At 67.2% G+C, this 24,276-nt stretch carries 20 protein-coding genes; 8 read left to right on the top strand and 12 right to left on the bottom strand.

Translation table 11 applies throughout. From position 1 onward, the window contains the following. Positions 1-290: 290 nt before the first annotated feature. From CTP10_RS01995 to CTP10_RS01950, 10 genes are all read right to left on the bottom strand, one after another. A complete protein-coding gene (locus CTP10_RS01995) occupies positions 291-908 on the bottom strand; it encodes a methyltransferase domain-containing protein (RefSeq protein ID WP_116317814.1) in 618 nt (205 codons plus the stop codon). A gap of 66 nt (positions 909-974) precedes the next feature. Further along, positions 975-2,552, bottom strand: coding sequence for a ubiquinone biosynthesis regulatory protein kinase UbiB (ubiB, locus tag CTP10_RS01990; protein ID WP_116317088.1), 1,578 nt, complete (start codon positions 2,550-2,552; stop codon positions 975-977). Between the two features lie 75 nt (positions 2,553-2,627). Beyond that, positions 2,628-3,308 carry a ubiquinone biosynthesis accessory factor UbiJ gene (locus CTP10_RS01985; RefSeq protein ID WP_116317087.1) on the bottom strand — a complete coding sequence of 227 codons (681 nt, stop codon included), beginning with the start codon at positions 3,306-3,308 and terminating at the stop codon, positions 2,628-2,630. Between the two features lie 141 nt (positions 3,309-3,449). Beyond that, positions 3,450-4,442 (bottom strand): Tim44 domain-containing protein, encoded by a 993-nt coding sequence (locus tag CTP10_RS01980; protein ID WP_116317086.1) that lies wholly within the window; start codon positions 4,440-4,442, stop codon positions 3,450-3,452. 62 nt (positions 4,443-4,504) lie between these two features. Further along, entirely contained in the window at positions 4,505-5,236 is a 732-nt protein-coding gene (ubiE, locus tag CTP10_RS01975) for a bifunctional demethylmenaquinone methyltransferase/2-methoxy-6-polyprenyl-1,4-benzoquinol methylase UbiE (RefSeq protein ID WP_116317085.1), read from the bottom strand. Between the two features lie 30 nt (positions 5,237-5,266). After that, a complete protein-coding gene (locus CTP10_RS01970) occupies positions 5,267-5,692 on the bottom strand; it encodes a gamma-butyrobetaine hydroxylase-like domain-containing protein (RefSeq protein ID WP_116317084.1) in 426 nt (141 codons plus the stop codon). A 95-nt stretch (positions 5,693-5,787) separates the two neighbouring features. Beyond that, positions 5,788-7,653, bottom strand: coding sequence for an ABC transporter ATP-binding protein/permease (locus tag CTP10_RS01965; RefSeq protein WP_116317813.1), 1,866 nt, complete (start codon positions 7,651-7,653; stop codon positions 5,788-5,790). Positions 7,654-7,785: 132 nt separating this feature from the next. After that, positions 7,786-8,223 carry an HIT family protein gene (locus CTP10_RS01960; protein WP_116317083.1) on the bottom strand — a complete coding sequence of 146 codons (438 nt, stop codon included), beginning with the start codon at positions 8,221-8,223 and terminating at the stop codon, positions 7,786-7,788. 9 nt (positions 8,224-8,232) lie between these two features. Beyond that, positions 8,233-12,207 (bottom strand): DUF3683 domain-containing protein, encoded by a 3,975-nt coding sequence (locus tag CTP10_RS01955; RefSeq protein ID WP_116317082.1) that lies wholly within the window; start codon positions 12,205-12,207, stop codon positions 8,233-8,235. A 180-nt stretch (positions 12,208-12,387) separates the two neighbouring features. After that, a complete protein-coding gene (locus CTP10_RS01950; RefSeq protein ID WP_116317081.1) occupies positions 12,388-12,966 on the bottom strand; it encodes a YqaA family protein in 579 nt (192 codons plus the stop codon). Between the two features lie 341 nt (positions 12,967-13,307). On the opposite strand from CTP10_RS01950, the gene CTP10_RS01945 reads away from it, so the two are divergent. From CTP10_RS01945 to CTP10_RS01910, 8 genes are all read left to right on the top strand, one after another. Further along, on the top strand, positions 13,308-13,805 hold the full coding sequence (locus CTP10_RS01945; protein WP_116317080.1) for a (2Fe-2S)-binding protein: 498 nt from the start codon (positions 13,308-13,310) through the stop codon (positions 13,803-13,805). A 12-nt stretch (positions 13,806-13,817) separates the two neighbouring features. Further along, the gene (locus CTP10_RS01940) at positions 13,818-16,193 is read left to right on the top strand and encodes a xanthine dehydrogenase family protein molybdopterin-binding subunit (RefSeq protein ID WP_116317079.1); all 2,376 of its coding nucleotides are present in this window, start codon (positions 13,818-13,820) and stop codon (positions 16,191-16,193) included. 23 nt (positions 16,194-16,216) lie between these two features. Further along, positions 16,217-17,017, top strand: a complete 801-nt coding sequence (locus CTP10_RS01935; RefSeq protein WP_116317078.1) for an FAD binding domain-containing protein — start codon at positions 16,217-16,219, stop codon at positions 17,015-17,017. A 190-nt stretch (positions 17,018-17,207) separates the two neighbouring features. Next, positions 17,208-18,104, top strand: coding sequence for an AAA family ATPase (locus tag CTP10_RS01930; protein ID WP_116317077.1), 897 nt, complete (start codon positions 17,208-17,210; stop codon positions 18,102-18,104). 9 nt (positions 18,105-18,113) lie between these two features. After that, a complete protein-coding gene (locus CTP10_RS01925) occupies positions 18,114-19,364 on the top strand; it encodes a vWA domain-containing protein (protein WP_116317076.1) in 1,251 nt (416 codons plus the stop codon). Continuing rightward, on the top strand, positions 19,355-19,921 hold the full coding sequence (locus tag CTP10_RS01920; RefSeq protein ID WP_116317075.1) for a CoxG family protein: 567 nt from the start codon (positions 19,355-19,357) through the stop codon (positions 19,919-19,921). Before CTP10_RS01925 ends, CTP10_RS01920 begins: the two co-directional genes overlap by 10 nt. Continuing rightward, entirely contained in the window at positions 19,894-20,934 is a 1,041-nt protein-coding gene (locus tag CTP10_RS01915) for an XdhC family protein (RefSeq protein ID WP_116317074.1), read from the top strand. The genes CTP10_RS01920 and CTP10_RS01915 overlap by 28 nt, the downstream gene beginning before the upstream one ends. Before the next feature lie 23 nt (positions 20,935-20,957). Beyond that, a complete protein-coding gene (locus CTP10_RS01910) occupies positions 20,958-21,563 on the top strand; it encodes a nucleotidyltransferase family protein (protein WP_116317073.1) in 606 nt (201 codons plus the stop codon). A gap of 941 nt (positions 21,564-22,504) precedes the next feature. On the opposite strand, the gene CTP10_RS01905 is transcribed toward CTP10_RS01910, so the two are convergent. Together CTP10_RS01905 and otsA are read right to left on the bottom strand one after the other, a co-directional pair. Beyond that, on the bottom strand, positions 22,505-22,840 hold the full coding sequence (locus tag CTP10_RS01905) for a 4a-hydroxytetrahydrobiopterin dehydratase (protein ID WP_116317072.1): 336 nt from the start codon (positions 22,838-22,840) through the stop codon (positions 22,505-22,507). Between the two features lie 33 nt (positions 22,841-22,873). Further along, the gene (otsA, locus tag CTP10_RS01900) at positions 22,874-24,265 is read right to left on the bottom strand and encodes an alpha,alpha-trehalose-phosphate synthase (UDP-forming) (RefSeq protein ID WP_116317071.1); all 1,392 of its coding nucleotides are present in this window, start codon (positions 24,263-24,265) and stop codon (positions 22,874-22,876) included. Between the last annotated feature and the right edge of the window lie 11 nt (positions 24,266-24,276).

The following is a 24,276-nucleotide window of genomic DNA, read 5'->3' as shown; positions in this document are numbered from 1 at the left end:
GCCGCTGCCCTATGCAGAAAGTGCCCTTGTGGCGAAAAACCGAATGCCGGGCGGCTTTCCTGATACGTCAGGGGCGCCTGCCCGGAGTCCAATTCATCGGTCGGGGCCGCGTGAGGAGCTTCTTGGCGTGCCATCCCGTGGCGGGACGGACGCGGCAGGGCCTGCGGTCGTAGCCGAATCAAAACGCGGATTATAGCGACGCAGACCGGCGCGGGCCAAAAAAATTCCCCAGTGGCGCAAATGCGCCACGCCGTGCATCGCTGTCGCCACAAGGCCCTGGCGGCAGGCCTTCAGACGGGCCGCCGGCGCCAGACCTGCCAGCGCTCCTGCCCCTGGAACACCGGCAACGGGGCGGCCGAGGGGCGGTCTTCCAGGCGCTCGAAGGCCGGCCCCAGCAAGGCATCCAGCTCGGCCCCGGGCATCGCAAACGGCGGTCCGCCACGGGTCTCGCCCAGGTAGAAATAGCCGGCCAGCAGGCCGCCGGGCGGCAGCAGGTCGGCCACGCGGGCGGCATAGTCGGCGCGCATCGCCGGCGGCAGCGCGCACAGGAAGGCACGCTCGTAGACCAGCTGGCACGGCGGCTGGGGCGTGAAGGCGAAGAAATCGGCCTGCTGCACCACCACCCCCGCCGGGCCGAGCGCGCGTTTGGCCGAGGCCACCGCCTGCGCCGAAAAGTCGATCGCCGTCACCGGCCAGCCCTGCTCGAACAGCCAGGCCGCCTCCCAGCCGTTGCCGCAGCCGGGCACCAGCGTCGGGCACGGCGCCTGGCCGGCGATGAACTGGCGGAATTCCTCGGGCACGCCGCCCGCGTCCCAGGGTGTGAAGTTCTGCGCGAAACGCTCGTCCCAGAACGACGGGTCGGCTGCGTCGCGGGTGCTGAAGGCAGGGACGGGGGCGGGCTTGGGCATGTCCGGCATGGTCTCCACTCGGTCCTTACATAAGGGGGATGGGGGTGCGCTGGCGGCGAGGCCGGCCTACCAGTAGCCGCCCCAGGCCAGCACGTGCGTCAGCACGATGCCGGCGACAAAGCCGCCCACCAGCAACAACGCCGTGCCCAGCAGCCGGTTGGTGCGGCGCTGCTCGGCCACCAGTTGCGCCAGCAGCTTGTCGTTCTCGCCGTTGCCGGCCAGCGCGCGGCGCTCCAGGAACTGGTGCGCCAGGCGCGGGAAGTCAGGCAGCATCTTGGCCCACTGCGGCGCCTCCACCTTGACCCGCTCCCAGGCGCCCTTCCAGCCCACCTGCTCGTACATCCAGCGCTCCAGGAACGGCTTGGCGGTCTTCCACAGGTCCAGGTCAGGGTCGAGCTGGCGGCCCAGCCCTTCGATATTGAGCAGCGTCTTCTGCAGCAGCACCAGTTGCGGCTGGATCTCGACATTGAAGCGGCGCGAGGTCTGGAACAGGCGCATCAGCACCATGCCCAGCGAGATTTCCTTGAGCGGCTTGTCGAAATACGGCTCGCAGCAGGCGCGCACCGCGCTTTCCAGCTCTTCCACGCGGGTTTCGGGCGGCACCCAGCCGGATTCCACGTGCAGCAGCGCCACGCGGTGGTAATCGCGGCGGAAGAAGGCGATGAAGTTCTGCGCCAGGTAATTCTTGTCGAACTCCGACAGCGCGCCGACGATGCCGAAGTCCAGCGCGATATAGCGGCCGAAGGACTCCGGCTGCACCGACACCAGGATGTTGCCCGGGTGCATGTCGGCATGGAAGAAGCCGTCGCGGAATACCTGGGTGAAGAAGATCTCGACGCCCTCCTCGGCCAGCTGGTGCATGTCGACGCCGGCCGCCTTGAGCGATTCGGTGCGCGAGATCGGGATGCCGTGCATGCGCTCCATCACGAACACCGAGCTGCTGCACCAGTCCCAGAACACTTCGGGCACGAGCAGCAGGTTGGTATCGGCAAAGTTGCGGCGCAGCTGGCTGGCATTGGCCGCCTCGATCATCAGGTCGAGTTCGTCGTGCAGGTATTTGTCGAACTCGGCGACCACCTCGCGCGGCTTCAGGCGCTTGCCGTCGGCCCAGAAGCGCTCCAGCCAGGTGGCCATGTCGCGCATCAGTGCCAGGTCGCTGTCGATCACCGGCAGCATGCCCGGGCGCAGCACCTTCACCGCGACCTCGCGGCCATGGTTGGGGCCGCCCTTGAGCGTGGCGAAGTGGACCTGTGCGATCGACGCGCTGGCGACCGGCTGGTGCTCGAAGGTCTCGAACAGCGCCGAAATCTGGCGGCCCAGCGAGCGCTCGATGATCTTCACCGCCACCACCGAGTCGAACGGCGGCACCTGGTCCTGCAGCTTGGCCAGCTCATCGGCGATGTCGGGCGGCATCAGGTCGCGCCGCGTCGACAGGACCTGGCCGAACTTGACGAAGATCGGCCCCAGCGCCGTCAGCGCCCGCCGCAGGCGCTCGCCGCGCGGCATGTCGAGCTTGCGCCCGATGGTGATGACGCGCACCAGGAAACGGATCTTGCGGTTGCTGAAGCCGGAGAGCACCAGCTCGTCCAGGCCGTAATAAAGGATGACGAAGATGATCTTGCCAAGGCGCAGGAGGCGGGTCATTCGGGAGTCTTCTCGGGGCCGGGGCGGGCAGTCAGGGTAGCGGTTGGCACAGGATGGATGCGGGCGCGGCCGCGCTCAACGGTGCGGCGACGGCAGTTGGCCGGGCGTGGCGGGGGTGGTTGGCACGGAGGCGCGCTCCAGCTTTTCCAGCCGCTTCTCCAGCCGCGCCAGGCTGTCGCGCAGCTGGCCCACGTCGGCGCCGAAGGCGTCCAGCGCGGCGTGGCGCACCAGCGTCGGCTGCTCGTCCAGCAGGTAATCGGTGACGTTGTCGACCAGCGCACGGCCGACGCGCATGGCCTGTTCGTGGACCTGGCGCGCGCCGCCGACCACGCGCTGCGCCACGCTGTCGCTGAGCGGCCCGCCCATGATGCCGCGCAGCGCCAGGGACAGGTCTTCCTCGGCATCCCAGCGCAGGTTGCGCGCCAGCGCCGACACGGTATTGGCCAGCTCGGCATCGCCTTCGATGCGCACATGGCGCATGGCCGCGGCCTGGCCGCCTTCGGCGACATCGGCGGCAACCAGCGGCCACTGCTGCACCGGCACGCGCAGCGTCACCGCCGGGGCCTCGGCTTCCGGCGCCAGCTCGGTACCGCCGTGCTCGGTCACCTTCAGCGACAGCACGAAGGCGGCGGCATCGAAGCGGATCACGCGCCCGGCAAACGGCACGAGCTGGTTGCGGGCCCACGGCTCCTGCTCGAGCAGGTGGTTCAGTGCCGAGATCGCGGGAGTGGCCAGGGCGGAAGGCAGAGTGTTCATGGCAGCGCGGTTTGGCTGGCGGTGAGGCATCCGGCGAGGTTTGCACGCCGGGCGCCCAAATACAAAAAGGCCCACGCTTTCACGTGGGCCTCCATTCTAAGCTACTCCCCCGGGCGCATCACTCGCCACGGAGGCGCGGCATCACGACTCCTGCTGGATGCCGGCCAGCAGCCAGCCGCCGGTGCCGGTCGCCGGCTTGGCCAGGTTCCAGACTTCGGCGAACGGCTGCGCCACCTCGCCGGCCTTCTCGCGGATCATGCCCGAGAAGCGAACGCTGGCGATATGCTGCGACGGCGTCGATTCGATGCCGAGCAACTGGCCTTCCAGCGTGACCACGTCGGTCTTGTTGACCTCGGCGCCGCGCTCGGACAGGTCCATCTTGATCTCGGCGAACATCTCAGGCGTGGTGAACTCGCGGATGTCGTCGAGGTTGCCGGCGTCCCAGGCTGCCTGCAGGCGCACAAAGTGGACCTTGGCGTTGCGCAGGAAGTTTTCGGTGTCGAAATCGGCCGGCACACCCCACGGCTGCTGGGCCACGGCACCCGCCGCGACCGGCGCGGCTGCGGCGCCCTGCATCATCGGGGTGGCTGCCGGCGTGCTCTCCGGCGTGTTCAGCGGCTGGCGCAGCATCGGCTCGGCGCTGCGGCCCATGCCGCCGGCATTGCCGGCACCCGCCGCACCGGCTGCACCCGCGTATGCCGGCTGGTGGCTGCGCTGGCTGCCACCGCGGAACTTGCGGATCAGCCAGATCACCGCGAAGGCGACGATCGCGATCAGGATCAGGTTGGACAGGAAGCTCAGCGCCGCGCCGCCCAGGCCGAAGTGCGACAGCAGCCAGCCGATACCAAGGCCGGCGGCGATGCCGCCCAGGATGCCGCCCCAGTTACGCTTGGGCGCTGCGGCCGCTGCCGCGCCGGCTGCCCCGGCCGTAGCCGGTGCCGCCTGTTGTGCAGGCTGCTGCGCTTGCTGGGTCGGCGAGGTAGGCTGCGTCTGCTGGCGCTGCGTGACCGATTCAGACTGCTTGCCCACGCTGCGCGAGCCGCCCATGCGCTTGGCCTCGGCGTCCAACGTCATCCCGAAGGCCAGCGCCGTTACCAGCGACCCCACCAGGAATTTTCCACGAATTGACGACATATGCTGTTATCCCCTGTCAGTTTCACCCATGTGTGGGCGAGGCATGGCGATTTCAAGTGTTCTTAATACTTCCGCCCGACGTGGAGCGCCACCACTCCGGCCGTCAGATTGAAGTATTCGACATTTTCCAGGCCCGCATGTTCCATTAAGCGTACAAGTGAGACCTGGTCTGGATGCATTCTGATCGATTCCGCGAGATAGCGATAGCTGGGGGCATCCCCTGCCACGCGCTCGCCCAGCCAGGGCAGTACCTTGAAAGAATAGACGTCATACGCCTTCTCCAGCGGTTTCCACACCTTGGAGAACTCTAGCACCATGACCTTGCCACCCGGCTTGACCACGCGGCGCATCTCGGCCAGCGCGGCGTCCTTGTGCGTCATGTTGCGCAGGCCAAACGCCACCGTGACCAGATCGAAGTAGTTGTCGGGGAACGGGATCTTCTCGGCATCGCACAGCGCCACCGGGGTCACGATACCCTTGTTCAGCAGCCGGTCGCGGCCGACGCGCAGCATCGACTCGTTGATATCGGTCAGCCAGACCTGGCCGGTCGGGCCGGCCTGCTTCGCGAACGCCTTGGCCAGGTCGCCGGTGCCGCCGGCGATGTCCAGCACCTTGTGGCCGGGCCGGACATTGGCCTGGGCAATGGTGAACATCTTCCACAGCCGGTGCATGCCGCCCGACATCAGGTCGTTCATCACGTCGTACCTGCTCGCCACCGAATGGAACACGCCGGCGACCTTGTCGGCTTTTTCCGTTTCGTCGACTTTCTCAAACCCGAAGTGGGTTTCACTCATTTCTCAGACTCCAGGATTGTCGGGGGCGGCTCAATGGTGGTGGCCGCAGCCGTGGCCGCCGGCAGCGCCGGCGCCAGGCATGGGGGTATCGCGATCGACGCCGGCAGCTTCCAGGCGCTTCAGGTAGTCCTGCCACAGCGCGTCCTGCTGGTCGCCCAGCCGGTACAGCAGTTCCCACGAATAGATGCCGGTGTCGTGGCCGTCGCTGAAGCGGATCAGGATGGCGTAGTTGCCCACCGGCTCGACGGCACTGATGCCGACGTCGCGCTTGCCGGTCTGCAGGATTTCCTGGCCGGGGCCGTGGCCCTGCACTTCCGCCGATGGCGAATACACGCGCAGCAGCTCGAACGGCAGCCGGAAGCTGCGGCCGTTGTCGAAGCCGACCTCCAGCACGCGCGATTGCGTATGGACGGTCAGTGCGGTGGGATGGGGGGTGTCTTTGTCCAGGCCTGCCATGATGATTCGCGGCCCGGGTGACGGGCGCTCTCTCTATATAGGAATCCGGCGCGGCGACACGACGAGCGGCGCCCCAGGCGCCGCCTCGCGCCGCATCACGCTTCGCTTACGACCCGATAGCTTACCCCAGGCTCGCCGGCTTGCGCAGCCCGCGCCGCCTCCCCATCCTGCGGCACATAGCGCAGGCGCCGGCCGTGGAAGGCCGCCACCGTGCTGCGGTGCGCAATGCTGACGATGGCCGCGTCCGGCAGCGACTCCACCATCAGCCGGTACATCACGCCTTCGGTGTCTTCGTCGAGGGCGCTGGTGGCTTCGTCCAGGAACAGGTAGTCGGGCTTCTGCAGCAGCGCGCGCGCGAACGCCAGCCGCTGCTGCTCGCCCGGGGACAGCCGCAGCGACCAGTTGTCGAACACGTCGAGCTGGTCGGTCAGCGCCGCCAGCCGCGCCTGGCGCAGCGCCACCTGCAGGGCTTCCGAGCTGTGCTCGGTGCCGGCATCGGGGTAGGCCAGCGCGTCGGCAAGGGTGCCGATCGGCAGGTAGCTGCGCTGCGGCAGGAACAGCATGCGCTTGCCCTCGGGCATGGTCACGGTGCCGCTGCCATATGGCCAAATCCCGGCGAGCGCGCGGAACAGCACGCTCTTGCCGCAGCCTGACGGGCCGCTCACCAGCCAGCGCTCGCCCGGCGCGACCGACAGCGAGAACGGCGCGACCAGCGGGCGCTGGCCGACGGCGCTGCCGCGGGCGGCGCGCACCGGCAGCGCCAGCGCCAGGCCGTCGATCACGATGCCTTCCTGCGGCTTGCCGGTATGCTCGACCTCGACGTCGCGCGTGCCGCCGGGGGCCTGGTCCTGGCGTTCGGCCACGCGGATCGCTTCCTGGAAATCGATCAGGCGGTTGGCCGCGGCCTTCCAGCCCACCAGCGTGGCATAGCTGTCGACGAACCACGAAAGCGCCCCCTGCACCTGCCCGAAGGCCGAGCTGGTCTGCATCAGCCCGCCCAGCGTCATCTTGCCGGCGAAGTAGCGCGGCGCCGCCACCAGGATCGGGAAGATGATGGCGAACTGCGCATAGCCGGAACTGACAAAGGTCAGCCGCCGCGTATAGCGCATCAGCTGGTTCCAGTTGGCGCGGATGCGGTCGAAGCGCGCGCGCAGGCCGGCCTGCTCGGTCGGCTCGCCGCGGTACAGCGCCACCGGCTCGCTGTTCTCGCGCAGGCGCACCAGCGTGAAACGGAAATCCGCTTCGTACTGTTCCTGCTGGAAATTCAGCCCGATCAGCGGGCGGCCGACCACGTGCGCCACCAGCGAGCCGATCACCGCATAGCCAGCCGCGAACCAGACCATATACCCGGGGATGGTCCATTCGGTGCCGCCCAGCGCAAAGCTGATCGGCCCGGACACCGTCCAGAGGATGCCAACGAACGACAGCAGCGTCACCACCGAGTTGAGCAGCCCGAGCGACAGCGACAGCGCGCCGTCGGTGAACTGGCGCAAGTCGTCAGCGATCCGCTGGTCGGGGTTGTCGGTGGTATGGGTCTGCTCGATTCGGTAGTAGGCCTGGTGCCCGAGCCAGTGGCCCATGAAGCGGCCGGTCATCCAGGTACGCCAGCGCATCTGCAGCATCATGGTGTAGTACTGGCGCGAGATCGCCGCCACGATGAAGAACGCCGCGATCCACGAGAACCGCAGCAGCAGCACCTTGAACGAAGCATAGTCGCGCTGCTCCAGCGCGTTGTAGAACACGCGGTTCCACTCGTTGAGCAGCACGTTGATATAGACAATGCCCAGGTTGAGCACGACCACCAGCGCCAGCAGGCCGAGGCCGGCGACGCGATCGTCGGATTTCCAGTAGGGCTTGATCAGCGCCCAGGTCGCGGCCATGCGCAGCCGGCTCTGGATCTTGAGGGCCTTGGCAGGAACGGCAGGGCCCGGTACGGTGACGGAAGTCGGGGTCGAGGACATAGCGGCAGCTTTCTGGCCCGCCAGCGGGATGCGTGGCCGGGCATGTTGTTCTCGTGCCGCGGCGCGCGGGCGCGACCGCGGCGGCAACAGCATTCAGACGGTTGCAGGCCGGCGCGGGTTCCACGCCCGGCTTCAGGCGTCGTTGGCTTCGATCAGCGAAAGTGCCGTACGCAACGCTGGCAGCCGGCTGGCCAGCTCCTGCACGCGCACGCTGTCCGCCGCGCGCTGCGGCGCCGCCCAGATCGCCTCGGGGAAATGCGTGTCCCAGCGGTAGCGCGGAATGATGTGCCAGTGCAGGTGCGGCACCATGTTGCCGAACGCCGCCAGGTTGACCTTGTCGGGCGCCATCACCTCGCGCACCACGCGCTCCACGCGCGCCACCAGCCGCATCAGCCAGGCCTGGTCGGCCTCGTCGAGGTCGGTCAGTTCGGCCACGTGGTCGTTCCAGACGATGCGGCAGAAACCGGGGAAGCGGTCATGCTCGACCAGGATCAGGCGGGCGCGGTCGCCCATCCAGACCAGTTCGCCGCCGTCGGTTTCGCAAAGCGGGCAGTTCGGAGAACGCGTCATGGCGATGGCTTACACCAGCACCCGCTCGATGCCACCCGCATTGGCCTTCGCCACATACTCAGGCATCCAGTTCTCTCCCAGCAGGTGCTTGGCCATCTCGATCACGATGTAATCCGCCTGCACCGACGCATCTTCCTTGTAGCGCGACAGACCCTGCAGGCACGACGGGCAGCTGGTCAGGATCTTGACGTCGCCGGTAAAGCCGTCGGCGCGCAGCTTGTCTGCGCCCCTGGTCATTTCCTCTTCCTTGCGGAAGCGGACCTGCGTCGAAATGTCAGGACGCGTCACCGCCAGCGTGCCCGACTCGCCGCAGCAGCGCTCGTTCTTCTCGATCTTGCCCAGCCCCGCGTTGCCGCCCATCAGGTCGTTGACCAGCTTGGTCGGGTCCATGGTCTTGATCGGGGTGTGGCAGGGATCGTGGTACATGTAGCGCGTACCGGTCACGCCCTCCAGCTTGACGCCCTTCTCCAGCAGATACTCGTGGATATCGATGATGCGGCAGCCGGGGAAGATCTTCTCGAATTCATACCCGGCGAGCTGGTCGTAGCAGGTGCCGCAGCTGACCACCACGGTCTTGATGTCGAGGTAGTTCAGCGTGTTGGCCACGCGGTGGAACAGCACGCGGTTGTCGGTGACGATCTTCTCGGCCTTGTCGTACTGGCCGCTGCCGCGCTGCGGATAGCCGCAGCACAGGTAGCCCGGCGGCAGCACGGTCTGCACGCCGACGTGCCACAGCATCGCCTGCGTCGCCAGCCCGACCTGCGAGAACAGCCGCTCCGAGCCGCAGCCCGGGAAGTAGAACACCGCTTCCGATTCCGGCGTGGTCGCCTTCGGGTCGCGGATGATCGGCACGATCTCGTTGTCTTCGATGTCGAGCAGCGCGCGCGCCGTCTTCTTGGGCAGGTTGCCCGGCATCTTCTTGTTGATGAAGTGGATCACCTGCTCGCGCACCGGCGGCTTGCCCACGGTGGCGGGCGGATGCGCGGTCTGCTTCTTCGCCAGCTTCTTCAGCACCTCGTTGCCCAGGCGCTGCGCCTTGTAGCCCCAGTCGATCATGACCTTGCGGGTCAGGTTGATGGTCTCGGGGTTGGTGGCGTTCAGGAAGAACATCGACGCCGCCGTGCCGGGGTTGAACTTCTTCTGCCCCATCTTGCGCAGCAGGTTGCGCATGTTCATCGACACGTCGCCGAAGTCGATCTTCACCGGGCACGGCGTCACGCACTTGTGGCAGACGGTGCAGTGGTCGGCCACGTCGGAGAACTCGTCCCAGTGCTTGACCGAGATGCCGCGGCGGGTCTGCTCTTCATACAGGAAGGCCTCGACCAGCAGCGAGGTCGCCAGGATCTTGTTGCGCGGGCTGTACAGCAGGTTGGCGCGCGGCACGTGCGTGGCGCACACCGGCTTGCACTTGCCGCAGCGCAGGCAGTCCTTGACGCTTTCGGCAATGGCGCCGATGTCGCTCTGCTGCATGATCAGCGACTCGTGCCCCATCAGGCCGAACGACGGCGTGTAGGCATTGCGCAGGTCGGCGCCAGGCAACAGCTTGCCCTTGTTGAAGCGGCCCTGCGGGTCGACCTTGGCCTTGTAGGCGCGGAAGTCGCCGATCTCTTCCTCGGTCAGGAACTCCAGCTTGGTGATGCCGATGCCGTGCTCGCCCGAGATCACGCCGTCCAGCGAACGCGCCAGGTCCATGATGCGGGCCACCGCGCGGTGCGCGTCCTGCAGCATGTCGTAGTCGTCGGAGTTGACCGGGATGTTGGTGTGCACGTTGCCGTCGCCGGCGTGCATGTGCAGCGCCACGAAGACGCGGCCGCGCAGCACCTGCTTGTGGATCTTCTGCGCCTCGTCCAGGATCGGCTTGAATTCGCCGCCGTTGAAGATCTTGCGCAGCTCGGCGCGGATCTCGTTCTTCCACGACACGCGGATGGTGCGGTCCTGCAGCAGGTGGAACACGTTGGCGTCCGGCTGCTGGTGCAGCCGCGCCTCGAACTCCTGGCCCAGCAGCCCCAGCCCATGCCCGATCAGCGAGGCCCTGGCCTGCGCCAGCGGCGTGTCCAGGTGGTCCTGCAGATAGCGCCAGCGCGCGCGGATCTCGCGCAGCAGTGTCAGCGCGTGCTGCACGCGGTCTTCCAGCAGCTCGGCGCTGGGGATCTCGTTGGCGTCGTCGCTGCGGCCCAGCGGCAGGTTGCCGCGCGCGAAGAACGCTTCCAGCGCGTCGACCAGCTGCAGCTTGCTCTTGATCGACAGCTCGATATTGATGCGCTCGATGCCGTCGGTGTACTCGCCCATGCGGTTGAGCGGGATCACCACGTCTTCGTTGATCTTGAAGGCGTTGGTGTGCCGCGCGATGGCGGCGGTACGCGAACGGTCGAGCCAGAACTTCTTGCGCGCCTCGGGGCTGACGGCGATAAAGCCTTCGCCGCTCTTGCCGTTGGCCATGCGGATCACTTCCGAGGTGGCGCGCGCCACGGCGTCTTCATCGTCGCCGACGATATCGCCGATCAGCACCATCTTCGGGAAGGCGTTGCGCTTGCTCTTGGTGGCGTAGCCGACCGCGCGCAGGTAGCGCTCGTCCAGGTGCTCCAGGCCGGCCAGGATGGCGCCGCCGGGCTTCTTCGTCTCGGCGTCGAGGAAGTCCTTGATCTCGACGATGCTCGGGATGGCGTCGCGCGCCTGGCCGAAGAACTCCAGGCAGACCGTGCGGATGAACTTCGGCATGCGGTGCAGGATCCAGCGCGCGCTGGTGATGATGCCGTCGCAGCCTTCCTTCTGCACGCCAGGCAGGCCGGCCAGGAATTTGTCGGTGACGTCCTTGCCCAGGCCTTCCTTGCGGAACTTGCGGCCCTCGATCGCGAGCGTCTCGGTGCGCAGCACCTTCTCGCCCGGGGCGCGGTTGCCGTCCGACCACTTCAGTTCGAAGGTGGCCACCGGCACGTCGTGGATCTTGCCCAGGTTATGGTCCAGCCGGGTGATTTCCAGCCAGTTGCCCTCCGGGTCCACCATGCGCCACCAGACCAGGTTGTCCAGCGCGGTGCCCCACAGCACGGCCTTCTTGCCGCCGGCGTTCATGGCCACGTTGCCGCCGATGCACGAGGCATCGATCGAAGTCGGGTCGACCGCAAAGACAAGTCCGGCCTTGTCGGCCGCATCGGCCACGCGGCGCGTCACCACGCCGGCGCCGGAGAAGATGGTGGCGACCTTGTGCGACACGCCCGGCAGGTCGGTCTGCTCGACCGGCCCCAGCTGTTCCAGCTTCTCGGTATTGATCACCGCGCTCATCGGCGTCAGCGGCACGGCGCCGCCGGTATAGCCGGTGCCGCCCCCGCGCGGGATGATGGTCAGGCCAAGCTCGAAGCAGCCCTTGACCAGGCCAGCGATCTCTTCCTCGGTATCCGGGGTCAGGACGACGAACGGGTATTCCACGCGCCAGTCGGTGGCGTCGGTCACGTGCGACACGCGCGACAGGCCATCGAACTTGATGTTGTCTTTCTGGGTGACCTTGCCCAGCACGCGCTGCGCGCGCTTGCGCAGGTCGTAGGCGGCGGCGAATTCGTTCTTGAAGTCCTCGATCGCCTGCTTGGCAAAGGCGACCAGCTGCTCCACGCGGTGCGAACGATCCTCGGCGGCGGGCTCGGCGTGCTCGGCACGGTCGGCGGCGCGGCGCTTCTCGATCTCGTTCAGGCGGTGGTGCAGCGCGCTGACCAGCATCTGGCGGCGCTTGGGATTTTCCAGCAGGTCGTCCTGCAGGTAGGGGTTGCGGCGAACCACCCAGATATCGCCCAGCACTTCGTACAGCATGCGGGCCGAGCGGCCGGTGCGGCGCTCACTGCGCAGCTCGTCCAGGATGCGCCAGGCTTCCTCGCCCAGCAGGCGGATGACAATCTCGCGGTCCGAGAAGGACGTGTAGTTATAAGGAATTTCACGCAGGCGCGGCGGGGCGTCCTGCGCGGCGAGCTTGGCGTCGAGCACGAGTGGGGCGTTCATGGGGGGACCGCTTCCTGCTGCGCACGGGGACAGTGCGCGAATCGTTCATTAAAGGGCGATTGTACTGCAAGGCCCGGTTTCGCCGCATTGCAACAAAGCGGAATCCTTGTCGGAACAAGGGATTAGGCGTGACCCGGCGGTGCCTGCATCACATGAAATAGGCTTCACGGCGCACTTTTATCAGAAGAATGACTTGACCGTTTGCGCAATGTTCTGCCAAAAACTGTCGGGAATCCATAGCAGGCTGGCAGTCATTGCCAGGTAGCGCAGGAACTTGCCAACCGCCATCCAGGCCAGGCTCGGCCAGAACGACAAACGCAGCCAGCCGGCCAGCGTGCACAAAGGATCACCGATCCCCGGCAGCCACGAGAGCAGCAGCGTGGGCGGACCCAGCCGGCGCATCCAGCGGAAATATTTGGCATCGAGCTTGGGCTTGGGCGGCTTGCGCGCATGCTTCCGGTGCTGTTCGTGCTCCAGTTCGTGCTCGCGCGCCCGGCGCCGCAAGTGGTAGCGCACCAGCGCCAGCTTGGCCGCATAGCCCAGCCACCAGTCGATCGCGCCGCCGACGGTATTGCCGGCGGTGGCCACCAGGACTGCCGGCCAGAACATCTCGGGATTTAACTTGACGTAGCCGAACACAGCCGGTTCCGAGCCCAGCGGCAGCAGCGTGGCCGACACCAGGCTGACCACGAAGATCGCGGGCAGGCCCACCTTGGGCAAGGCGACGGTTTGAAAGAGCCAGTCGAAGAAGGCTTCCATGTCGGGGCAGGCGGGAGGGCCGGGCCATTCTAGCAGCGGCCCAGCCGCTCCGAGGCGAGGCCCCTACCCCGGATGGGGCGCGGGCAAACCTCATGGCACCTGTTACGGATTTGTGATTAACTGTTAGAGCCTGTCGCGGCCAAACGTTCGCCGGCCGTGCCAAAGCGCCGGCCGCAGCGTTCGCTGGCGCACCCAGAGCAGTTGCAGCGGCAGCACCAATATCACGAAATAGCCGTCCTATAGCCGTCTTAAGCGGCAGTACCGCGTCGTGGCCAGTCCCGCGCAGTTGCTTTCGGGATCTGGGAATTGGTCATGCGCGTCCACCCCACATGGAGACAAGCATGGCGATTCCGATCCGCCTGACGGTCAACGGCAAGCCCGTTGACGCGCAGGTAGAACCCAACACCCTTCTGGTCCAGTTCCTGCGCGAACAGCTGCGCCTGACCGGCACCCACGTCGGCTGCGACACCGCGCAGTGCGGCGCCTGCACGGTCCACCTGGATGGCCGGGCGGTCAAGTCGTGCAACATCCTGGCGCTGCAGGCGGACGGCGCCACCGTGACCACCATCGAAGGGCTGGCGGGTGACCGGGCTGGCAATGGCCTGCACCCGGTGCAGGAAGCTTTCCGCGACTGCCACGGGCTGCAATGCGGTTTTTGCACGCCGGGCATGGTGATGAGCGCGACCGCGCTCGTCCAGGAGCATCCCGGCGCCGACGCCGCCACCATCCGCGCTCACCTGGAAGGCAACCTGTGCCGCTGCACCGGTTACCACAACATCGTGCGTGCGGTGCAGCAAGGCCAGGCGGCCATGCAAGCCACGGCCGCCAGCGCTGAATAAGGGGGAGACGCCATGAACGCACCCGAGAGCCAGCGCCTGGTGGGCGCACCGGTCAAGCGCAAGGAAGACTTCCGCTACCTGACCGGCAACGGGCAGTACACCGACGACATCGTGCTGCCGCAGCAAAGCTACGCGTATTTCCTGCGCTCGCCTTATGCGCATGCGCGCATCCGTTCGATCGACAAGACCGAGGCGCTGGCCGCGCCCGGCGTGATCGCCGTGCTGACCGGCGATGACCTCGCCGCCGACAAGGTCGGCGGCCTGCCCTGCGGCTGGCTGATCCACAGCATCGACGGTTCGCCGATGAAAGAGCCGCCGCACCCGGTCATCGCCCAGGGCAAGGTGCGCCACGTGGGCGACCAGGTGGCGCTGGTCATCGCCGAGACGCTGCAGCAGGCGCGCGACGCCGCCGAGAAGATCGAGGTCGACTACGAAGAGCTGCCCGCCGTGGTCCGCGCCGCCGATGCCGCGTCGGCATCGACGCTGGTGCACGACGACGTGCCGGCCAACACCTGCTACACCTGGGGCCACGGCGACAAGGCCGCCACCGACGCCGCCTTCGCCAAGGCCGCGCACGTGACCACGCTGGAGATCGTCAACAACCGGCTCATCCCCAACGCGATCGAGCCGCGCGCGGTCAACGCCAGCTATGCGCGCCAGGACGACAGCTACACCGTCTACGTCGCCAACCAGAACCCGCACGTCGAACGCCTGCTGATGGGCGCGTTCGTGCTGGGGCTGCCGGAATCGCGGCTGCGCATCATCGCGCCCGATGTAGGCGGCGGCTTTGGCTCCAAGATCTTCCTGTATCCGGAAGACGTCGCGCTGACCTGGGCCTCGAAGAAGGTCGGCCGACCGGTCAAGTGGACCGCGGACCGTTCCGAGTCCTTCCTGACCGACGCGCATGGCCGCGACCACGTGACCAGGGCCGAGCTGGCGCTCGACGCCGACGGCAAGTTCCTGGCGATGCGCGTGCATACGGTCGCCAACATGGGCGCGTACCTGTCGACCTTTGCCAGCAGCGTGCCGACCATCCTGTATGCGACGCTGCTGGCCGGCCAGTACTCGACCCCGGCGATCTATGCCGAGGTCAAGTCGGTGTTCACCAACACCGCGCCGGTCGACGCCTACCGCGGCGCCGGGCGGCCCGAAGCCACCTTCGTGGTCGAGCGGCTGGTCGAGACCGCCGCGCACGAGCTGAATACCGACCCGGCCGAACTGCGCCGCAAGAACTTCATCCGCCAGTTCCCGTACGCCACGCCGGTGGGCCTGACCTACGACACCGGCGACTACGAGCCGTGCCTGGCGCGCGCGCAGGAGCTGGCCGACGTCAAGGGCTTCCCGGCCCGGCGCGATGAGGCGAAGCAGCGCGGCAAGCTGCGCGGCCTCGGTTATTCCTGCTACATCGAAGCCTGCGGCCTTGCGCCGTCCAACATCGCCGGCGCATTGGGCGCACGCGCCGGCCTGTTCGAAGTCGGCGAGATCCGCGTGCATCCTACCGGCACCGTGACGGTCTTCACCGGCTCGCACAGCCACGGGCAGGGACACGAGACCACCTTCGCGCAAGTGGTGGCCGACCGCCTCGGGCTGCAGCTCGACCAGGTCGAGATCGTTCACGGCGATACCGGCCGCGTGCCGTTCGGCATGGGCACCTACGGCTCGCGTTCGCTGGCGGTGGGCGGCTCGGCCATCGTCAAGGCGCTCGACAAGATCGAGGCCAAGGCCAAGAAGATCGCCGCGCACCTGCTGGAGGCGTCCGACAGCGACATCGAGTTCAGCGACGGCGTGTTCCGCGTGGCCGGCACCGATCGCACCAAGACCTTCGGGGAAGTCGCGCTGAGCGCCTACGTGCCGCACAACTACCCGCTCGACAAGCTGGAGCCCGGCCTGAACGAGAACGCGTTCTACGACCCGACCAACTTCACCTATCCATCGGGCGCCTACGTCTGCGAGGTGGAAGTCGATCCCGACACCGGCGAGTCGCAGGTGGTCAAGTTCACCGCGGTCGACGACTTCGGCAACATCATCAACCCGATGATCGTCGAAGGCCAGGTGCATGGCGGCATCGGCCAGGGGCTGGGCCAGGCCATGCTGGAGCAGTGCGTGTACGACAACGACAGCGGCCAGCTGCTGACCGGTTCCTACATGGACTACGCCATGCCGCGCGCCGGCGACCTGCCCGACTTCACCGTCGAGACCGCCAGCGGCACGCCGTGCACCCACAACCCGCTGGGCGTGAAGGGCTGCGGCGAGGCCGGCGCGATCGGGTCACCGCCCGCGTTCATCAACGCGCTGATCGATGCGCTGTCGCCGCTGGGCGTAAAGGACATGCAGATGCCCGCCACGCCGCACCGCGTGTGGCAGGCGATCCAGGCCGCCCGGCCCTGACCCGTACCGCAAAGGAAACCGACATGTACGCATTCAACTTTGAACGCGCCGCGGATGCCAAGGCGGCGGTGGCCAAACTCAAGGCCGATCCCGATGCCAAGTTCCTTGGCGGCGGCCAGAGCCTGCTGGCGGCGATGAAGCTGCGGCTGGCGTCGCCCTCCACGCTGGTGGACGTGGCACGCATTCCCGGCATGGCCGAAATCCGCGTCGACGGCAAAGAGATCGTCATCGGCGCCGCCGCGCGCCATGCCGACGTGGCCGAGAACGCTGAGGTGCGCCAGCGCATTCCCGCGCTGGCGGCACTGGCCGGTGGCATCGGCGACCGGCAGGTGCGGGCGATGGGCACCCTCGGCGGCGCGCTGGCGAATGACGATCCGGCGGCCTGCTACCCGGCGGCCGTGCTGGGGCTGGGCGCTACCGTGGTCACCGACCGGCGCAGCATCGCGGCGGATGACTTTTTCAGGGGGCTGTATGAGACCGCGCTGGAACCGGATGAGCTGATCACCGCAGTGCGCTTTCCCATCCCGGATCAGGCGGCTTATGTGAAGTTCCGCAATCCGGCGTCGCGCTTTGCGCTGGTGGGGGTGATGGTGGCGCGCTCCGGCAATACGGTGCGCGTGGCGGTCACCGGCGCTGCCGACAGTGTGTTCCGTTGCCAGCCGCTGGAGCAGGCGCTGTCGGCCAGCTTCACCGCGCAGGCGGCGCGTGGGGTGAAGGTCGATGCAGGGAAGCTGAATACGGACCTGCATGCGTCGGCGGAGTACCGGGCTCATCTGATTCCGGTGCTGGCGGCAAGGGCGGTGGAGGCGGCGGTGAAGGGGTAGCGTTTCTCCACTGCCGCATATTGTCTCCCCTCTCCCGCCCGGCGGGAGAGGGGTCGGGGAGAGAGGGCCCGCGCCTGAATCAGGCGTTATCGCGGGCGAACCTCCTGCCCTCTCCCCTGCCCCTCTCCCGCAAGCGGGAGAGGGGAGCAAACCGACGGCGCGCTAGAGCGTCGGCACATACAAACGCTTCATGCTCCCCACCTCCATCGACGACACCCTCGCCAGACTCGAACACCAGCAATACTTCGCCGACCGCGAAACCGCCACGGTGCTCTACCTTGCCCTGCGCATGCAGCGCCCGCTGTTCCTCGAAGGCGAGCCCGGCGTCGGCAAGACCGCGCTGGCACAAGCCATGGCGGGCGTGCTCGGCACCCGTCTGCTGCGGCTTCAGTGCTATGAAGGACTCGATGCCGCGAGCGCGCTGTACGAATGGGACTACCCCCGCCAGATCATGGCGCTGCGCCTGGCCGAAGCCCGCGGCGAGCGGCCCGAGGCGCAATCGCTGTACCACGACGACTACCTGCTCAAGCGCCCGCTGCTGGAGTCGCTGCTGCCCGACCCCGCCGCGCCGGGCGTGCCACGCGTGCTGCTCATCGACGAGATCGACCGCGCCGACGAACCCTTCGAAGCCTTCCTGCTCGAAGTCCTCTCCGAATTCCAGGTCTCGATCCCCGAGATCGGCGTGATCCGCGCCGAGCGTCCGCCGCTGATCGTGATCACCTCCAACCGCACGCGCGAGGTCCATGACGCGCTCAAGCGCCGCTGCCTGTACCAATGGGTCGGCTATCCGGACCGCGACCGTGAATTGCAGATCGTGGCCGCGCGCGCACCCGAGGCCGCCGCCGCGCTGCAGGCGCAGGCGATCGACTTCGTGCACCGGCTGCGCGGCATCGACCTGTTCAAGGCGCCCGGCATTGCCGAAGCCATCGACTGGTGCCGCGCGCTGGCGGCGCTGGGGGTGACCGAGCTCGACCCGCAGTCGGTGCGCGACACGCTCGGCGTACTGCTCAAATACCAGGACGACCTGGCGCGCGTCGACGGCCCCACCGTGGCGGAACTGCTGGCGGGCCCCGCGCCGGGAGGCTGAACCGTGCCCATGCTGCACGCCGCGGCGCGCAGCGGCGGTCCTCAAGCGGGACTGCCGGTGCTGGCGCGCAACGTCACCCACTTCATGCGGCTGCTGCGCGACGGCGGCTTTGCCCTGTCGCCGGCGCACGCGGTGGATGCACTGACAGCGCTGCGCCTGATCGATATCGGCCGCCGCGACGAGGTACGCGCCGCACTGGCGGCACTGGTGCTGTCCGGCCCCGACCAGCGGCCACTGTTCGATGCCGCCTTCGACCTGTTCTGGCGCGATCCCGACTGGGAAGGCAAGCTGCGCGCGCTGCTGCTGCCGCGCGTCGACGCGGGCGCGCCGCCGCCGAAGCGCAGCAACCGGCTCGCCGATGCGCTGGCCGCGCGCCAGCCGGAAATGCCATCGCGCCCGGCGCAGGCAGAGGCGGAGCGCATCCACGTGCCGCTGACCTTCTCCGACCAGGAGCGCCTGGCACAACGCGACTTCGAAACCCTGACCGCGCAGGAATGGCGCGCACTGCAGCATCTGGTGCGCACCCGCCGCGCCCATCTTGCACTGCAGCGAACGCGCCGGCTGCGCGCCGCCACCTGCGGCACCCATGCCGACCTGCGCGCCAGCGCGCGCCTGGCAGTGCGCCAGCACGGCGAATGGCTGCGCTGGAAATTCCGCAAGCACGCCGAGCGCAAGCCGCCGGTGGTGCTGCTGCTCGATATCTCCGGCTCCATGAGCCAGTACTCGCGCGCGGTGCTGTACTTCTGCCATGCGCTGATGCAGTCGCGCGAGCGGCTGTCGGTGTTCCTGTTCGGCACGCGGCTGACCAACATCACCCGCTCGCTGCGCGAACGCGACCCGGACGAGGCCGTGGCCGTCATCACCGGCCAGGTACGCGACTGGGCCGGCGGCACCCGCATCGGCGCCGCGCTGGCGAGCTTCAACCGCCACTGGGCGCGCCGCACGCTGTCTGGCCGCGCCACCGTGCTGCTGGTCACCGACGGCCTCGACCACGAGCATATCGACCTGCTCGGCGACGAAATGGCTCGCTTGCGCCGCTTTGCGCACCGCATCGTCTGGCTCAATCCGCTGCTGCGCTACCCTGGATTCACGCCGCAGGCGCGCGGCGTGCAGGCGATCCTGCCGCATGTCGACGCGCTGCGTCCCGCACATAACCTGGACAGCCTGCTGGCGCTTGAATCCCTGCTGTCCGACCAGGGCGGCCCGGTGCGGGCCGGCGCCCCCAACCCACCAAAAAAGGAAGCCCCGCCATGGAAATGAACCAGAGCCAGCGCCTGCCGATCCCCCAGCAGGTGGCATGGGAAGCCCTCAACGACACCGAGCTGCTCAAGCAATGCATCCCCGGATGTGAGAGTATCGAGCCCGACGGCGAAAACGCCTACCTGGTGGCCATGACGGCCGCGGTAGGCCCGGTCAAGGCGCGCTTCAAGGGCCGCATGGCGCTGGAGGATATCCAGGCTCCGGACAGCTACACCATCCGCTTCGACGGCCAGGGTGGCGCGGCCGGATTCGGCAAGGGCACCGCCCGCGTCAGGCTCGAACCCGATGGCGACGAGACCGTGCTGAGCTACACCGTCGACGCCCATGTGGGGGGCAAGATCGCACAGATCGGCTCGCGGCTGGTGGATGCCGCGGCACGCAAGCTGGCGGATACCTTCTTTGCGCGCTTCACCGAGGCGGTAACACCGGACACCACACAAGAAACACCAGCGGCCGAGGGCGCCCCCGCCGCAGCTGCTGGTAATAGCGAAACAAGCGAACAGACAGAGGAGCCGAAGCGGAAACGATCATGGACAGCGTGGATCTCGAAGTCCTGAAGAACAGCGTGCAGTGGCAGCAACAGGGCCATCGCGTGCTGCTGGTCACGGTGGTGCGCACCTGGGGCTCGTCGCCCCGCCCGGAAGGCGCGATGTTGGCGGTGCGCGACGACGGCCTGGTAGTCGGCTCGGTCTCGGGCGGCTGCATCGAAGACGACATCATCGACCGCGTGCGCCGGCAAGGCATCACGTCGGACCAGCCCGAGGCAGTCAAGTACGGCATCAGCGCAGAGGAAGCCCACCGCTTCGGGCTGCCCTGCGGCGGCACCATCGAACTGGTCACCGAGCCGCTCAAGCCGGCCAGCGGCATTGCTGATTTGCTCGACGCGGTGGAGAACGGCCGGCTGGTCGCGCGCACGCTCGACATGAGCACCGGAGCCGCCACGCTGGGGCCTGCCAGTGCGACCGACGGGCTGGTCTTCGACGGCAAGACCTTGCTGACCATCCACGGCCCGCGCTACCGCATGCTGGTGATCGGCGCGGGGCAGCTGTCCAAGTACCTGTGCCAGATCGCGGTGGGGCTGGGCTTCCAGGTCACCGTGTGCGATCCGCGCGAGGAATACACGGAGACGTGGGACATCCCCGGGGTGACCATGGTGCGCACCATGCCGGACGACACCGTGATGGACATGAAGCTGGACGAGCGCTGCGCGGTGATTGCGCTGACGCACGATCCCAAGCTGGACGACCTGGCGCTGATGGAAGCGCTGCGCACCAATGCCTTCTACGTGGGCGCGCTTGGCTCGCGCCGCAACAACCAGACACGGCGCGAGCGGCTGAAGGAATTCGATCTGACCGAGCTGCAGCTGGCGCGGCTGCATGGGCCGGTCGGGATCTATATCGGCAGCCGCACGCCGCCGGAGATCGCCATCTCGATCCTGGCGGAAGTGGTTGCCGCCAAGAACCATGTGTCGCTGCCTGACATCCTGCAGGTGGAAGGCGCCAAGGCCGCGCGCGAGATGGCTGCCGGCACCGGCAGCAGTTGCGACGTTGCCGCTGGCCCGTCTGCCTGACGAGTGATAACCGAGTGCCCGCCATGACTGCCGCCCCCAATGCTCCCCTGCTTCGCACCGACCTGCCTACCGGGATTTTGCTGGCGGCTGGTTTTGGCCGACGCTTCGATGCCGCCGGCAAACGGAACAAGCTGCTTGAGGTCTTGCCCGGTGGGCGCACCGTGGCCTGGCGCAGTGCGCGCACGTTGGCCGCGGCGCTGCCGGATTCCATAGCGGTGATTCGTCCGGGCAATCCCGCATTGGCGGAAGAGCTCAAGCGCGGAGGGTGCCGCGTGCTCGAATCGGCCGAGGCCGAATTGGGCATGGGGGCTGCGTTGCGCGCGGCGGTGGCGGCTACGCCTGATGCGCGGGGTTGGGTTGTTGCGCTGGCTGATATGCCTTGGTTGCCGTTGGAATTGGTGCGGGCGGTGGCGCTGACGATTACCACGCCGGAGACGATTGCCGCGCCATGGCGCAATGGGCAGCGGGGGCATCCCGTGGGCTTTGGTGCTGCCTGGCGGGATGACCTGCTCAGACTCGATGGGGATGAAGGGGCGCGGGCTTTTCTTCAGGGGAAGCCGGTGACGCGGATATTGACTGAGGATGAAGGGGCGTTTCGGGATATTGATACGCCTGGGGATTTGGGGTGATTTTTTTGTCTGGTGGCTTCTGTGCCTGGCGGCTGGGCATCCGGCGGATATTTGATACGCCCGGTTCCGCCCTAAAGGGCGGGTAACTTTTTGTCCGAGCGACAAAAAGTCACCAAAAAGCGCGTTTACTGTCCTGGGCGGACGGCCACTTTTATCGTAGTGGGCGACGGGTTTCGTACGGGGCTGGGCTTCGTTGCATAGCAGGGCTGCCTGCCGCAGGGGTGCACTACGGTGGCAGGGATAGACATGGTGATTGAACGAGCCCAGAGGGTTGGTGGCCGCCTGCTGCAGGCGGCATAGTAGGAACGCCTGCGGCTGCGCTGCGCGCGGGTCCTGGTTGGTCGGCTGGACTTGGCAATATAGCTGGCGCTTGCAAAGCCTCGACCGGCCCGAGCGGATTGACTGGCTATCACTTCGTGGGTGCTCCGGCCCTCTCCCCCGCCCCCTCTCCCGCAGGCGGGAGAGGGGAGCAAACAGGCGGGCAGGGATAGGCGCTGGGCGCTGGGCGCTGGGCGCTGGGCGCTGGGACCATCGGCGATCGCGCCAAGCGAGCGCAGCGACGCGTTCCGTGCCCGGTCCCCTGACCTGAGATGCTGCCGGCGCGCAGCGCAGCCGAAGGCGTTCCTGCGTTGCCCCCGGTAGCAGGGGCCACCAACCCTCTGGGCTCGTTCAACCACCATGTCTATCCCCGCCGCAGTGGTGCACCACTGCGGCAGGCAGTCTTGCTTTGCGAGGAAGCCAAGCCCCGTACGAAAGCCCCAGCCCACTACGATAAGAGTGGCCGCCCGCCCAGGGCAGTAAACGCGCTTTTTGGTGACTTTTTGTCGCTCGGACAAAAAGTTACCCGCCCTTCAGGGCGGAACCGGACGTATCAAATATCCACCAGATGCCCAGCAGCGACAGCAGCAACAGCAACAGCAGCAGCACATGAACAACAAGACCTACCCCACCAACTCCCCCGTCTTCACCGCCATAATGAAATCATTCCGATGCAACCCCTTGATCTTCTTGGTCCGCCACGACACCGTGGCATGCCCCCAACCAAAGCTGATCTCCGGATGATGCCCCTGCTCTTCCGCGAGCTGCCCGACGCGTCCAACAAACGCCAGCGCCTCGGCGAAATTGCCAAAAGCAAACCGCCTCTCCAACCGCGTAGCCCCATCCACCAGATCCCATCCCGGCGCCTGCGGCAATAACGCCTCAGCCTCGTCAGGCGTCAACGGCGGCACCCCGCCCCGGCATGGCGTGCAAGTTTGCGACCCCAGATCCTCACTCATAGCCCACTCCCAAACAGGCAGGCAGCAAAGAAATCAACCGCCCTCGGTCTCAGCCAGCGCGCGCAAGAATTCACTACTCCACCAATGCACATCCTGCGCCCGAATCCGCTCCAGCAACTTCTGGTGCCGCGACTGGCGCTCGGCCAGCGGCATATGCAGCGCCTGCTGGATCGCCTGCGCAGTCGCACGGGTATCGTAGGGATTTACCAGCAGCGCCTCCTTCAACTGCTCCGCCGCGCCGGCAAAACGCGACAAGACCAGCACCCCCGGATCCTCCGCATCCTGCGCGGCAATAAACTCCTTGGCCACCAGATTCATCCCATCGCGCAGCGGCGTCACCAACGCCACGCGGCTGGCGCGGCATAGTCCAGGCAGGCGCTTGCGCGCGGTGGTGCGATGGATATACCGCACCGGCATCCAGTCCAGCTCCCCGAACTCGCCATTGATCGCGCCGGACAACCGCTCCATCTCGCTGCGCAAGTCCACATAGGCATCGACCGATTCGCGCGAAGGCGCGGCGATCTGCACCAGCGTGGCACTCATCCGGTTTTCCGGGTATTCCGCCAGCAGCCGGTAGAACGCCTTGAGCCGCTGCGGCAACCCCTTCGAGTAATCGAGCCGGTCGATGCCGAGCAGCAGCCGGCGGCGCGCGTACTGGCCGCACATCATCTCGTAGGTTTCCTGCGCTTCCTCGCCGCGTCCGAGTTCGATGAACTCGTCCACGTCGATCCCGATCGGGAACGCCTGCGCCCGCACCGTACGGTGGAAGGCGCGATAGCGGTGCTCGCCCATTGGCTCGGCCTGGGCCTCGGCCTGCACGTAGCGCGAGAAGTGGTCCACGTCGGCCTGGCTCTGGAAGCCGAGCAGGTCGTACGCGAACAGCGCCCGCATCAGCCACTCGTGCTGCGGGATGGCTGCCAGGATCAGCCGCGGCGGCAGCGGCACATGCAGGAAGAAGCCGATCTTCTGGCCGCAGCCGATCGCGCGCAGCTCGGACGCCAGCGGGATCAGGTGGTAGTCGTGGATCCAGATGACGTCGTCGGGCTTGAGCAGCGGCGCCAGCTTGCGCGCGAACAGCTGGTTCACGCGGCGGTATCCGTTCAGGAAGTTGGAATCGAAGTCGGCCAGGTCGAGCCGGTAATGGAACACCGGCCACAGTACCCCGTTGCTGTAACCCAGGTAATAGGCGTCATGGTCTTCGCGGCTCAGGTCGACCGTGGCCAGCGTCACGTTGCCGGCCTGCTGCAGGTGCAGGTCGCCTTCGCCGGGGGTACCGCCCTGGGCGGAGTCCAGCGCCTTGCCGCTCCAGCCGAACCACATTCCGCCGGTCTGGCGCAAGGCTTCGGAAAGCGCCACGGCAAGGCCGCCGGCGGCCACGTTGCGCGGATCTGCGACACGGTTGGATACCGCTACGAGTCTTGGCATATGTTGTTTTC

The sequence above is a fragment of the Cupriavidus sp. P-10 genome, assembly GCF_003402535.2.
In the GTDB taxonomy this organism is placed as follows: Bacteria; Pseudomonadota; Gammaproteobacteria; order Burkholderiales; family Burkholderiaceae; genus Cupriavidus.
This window is presented reverse-complemented; position numbering and strand designations above follow the sequence as displayed.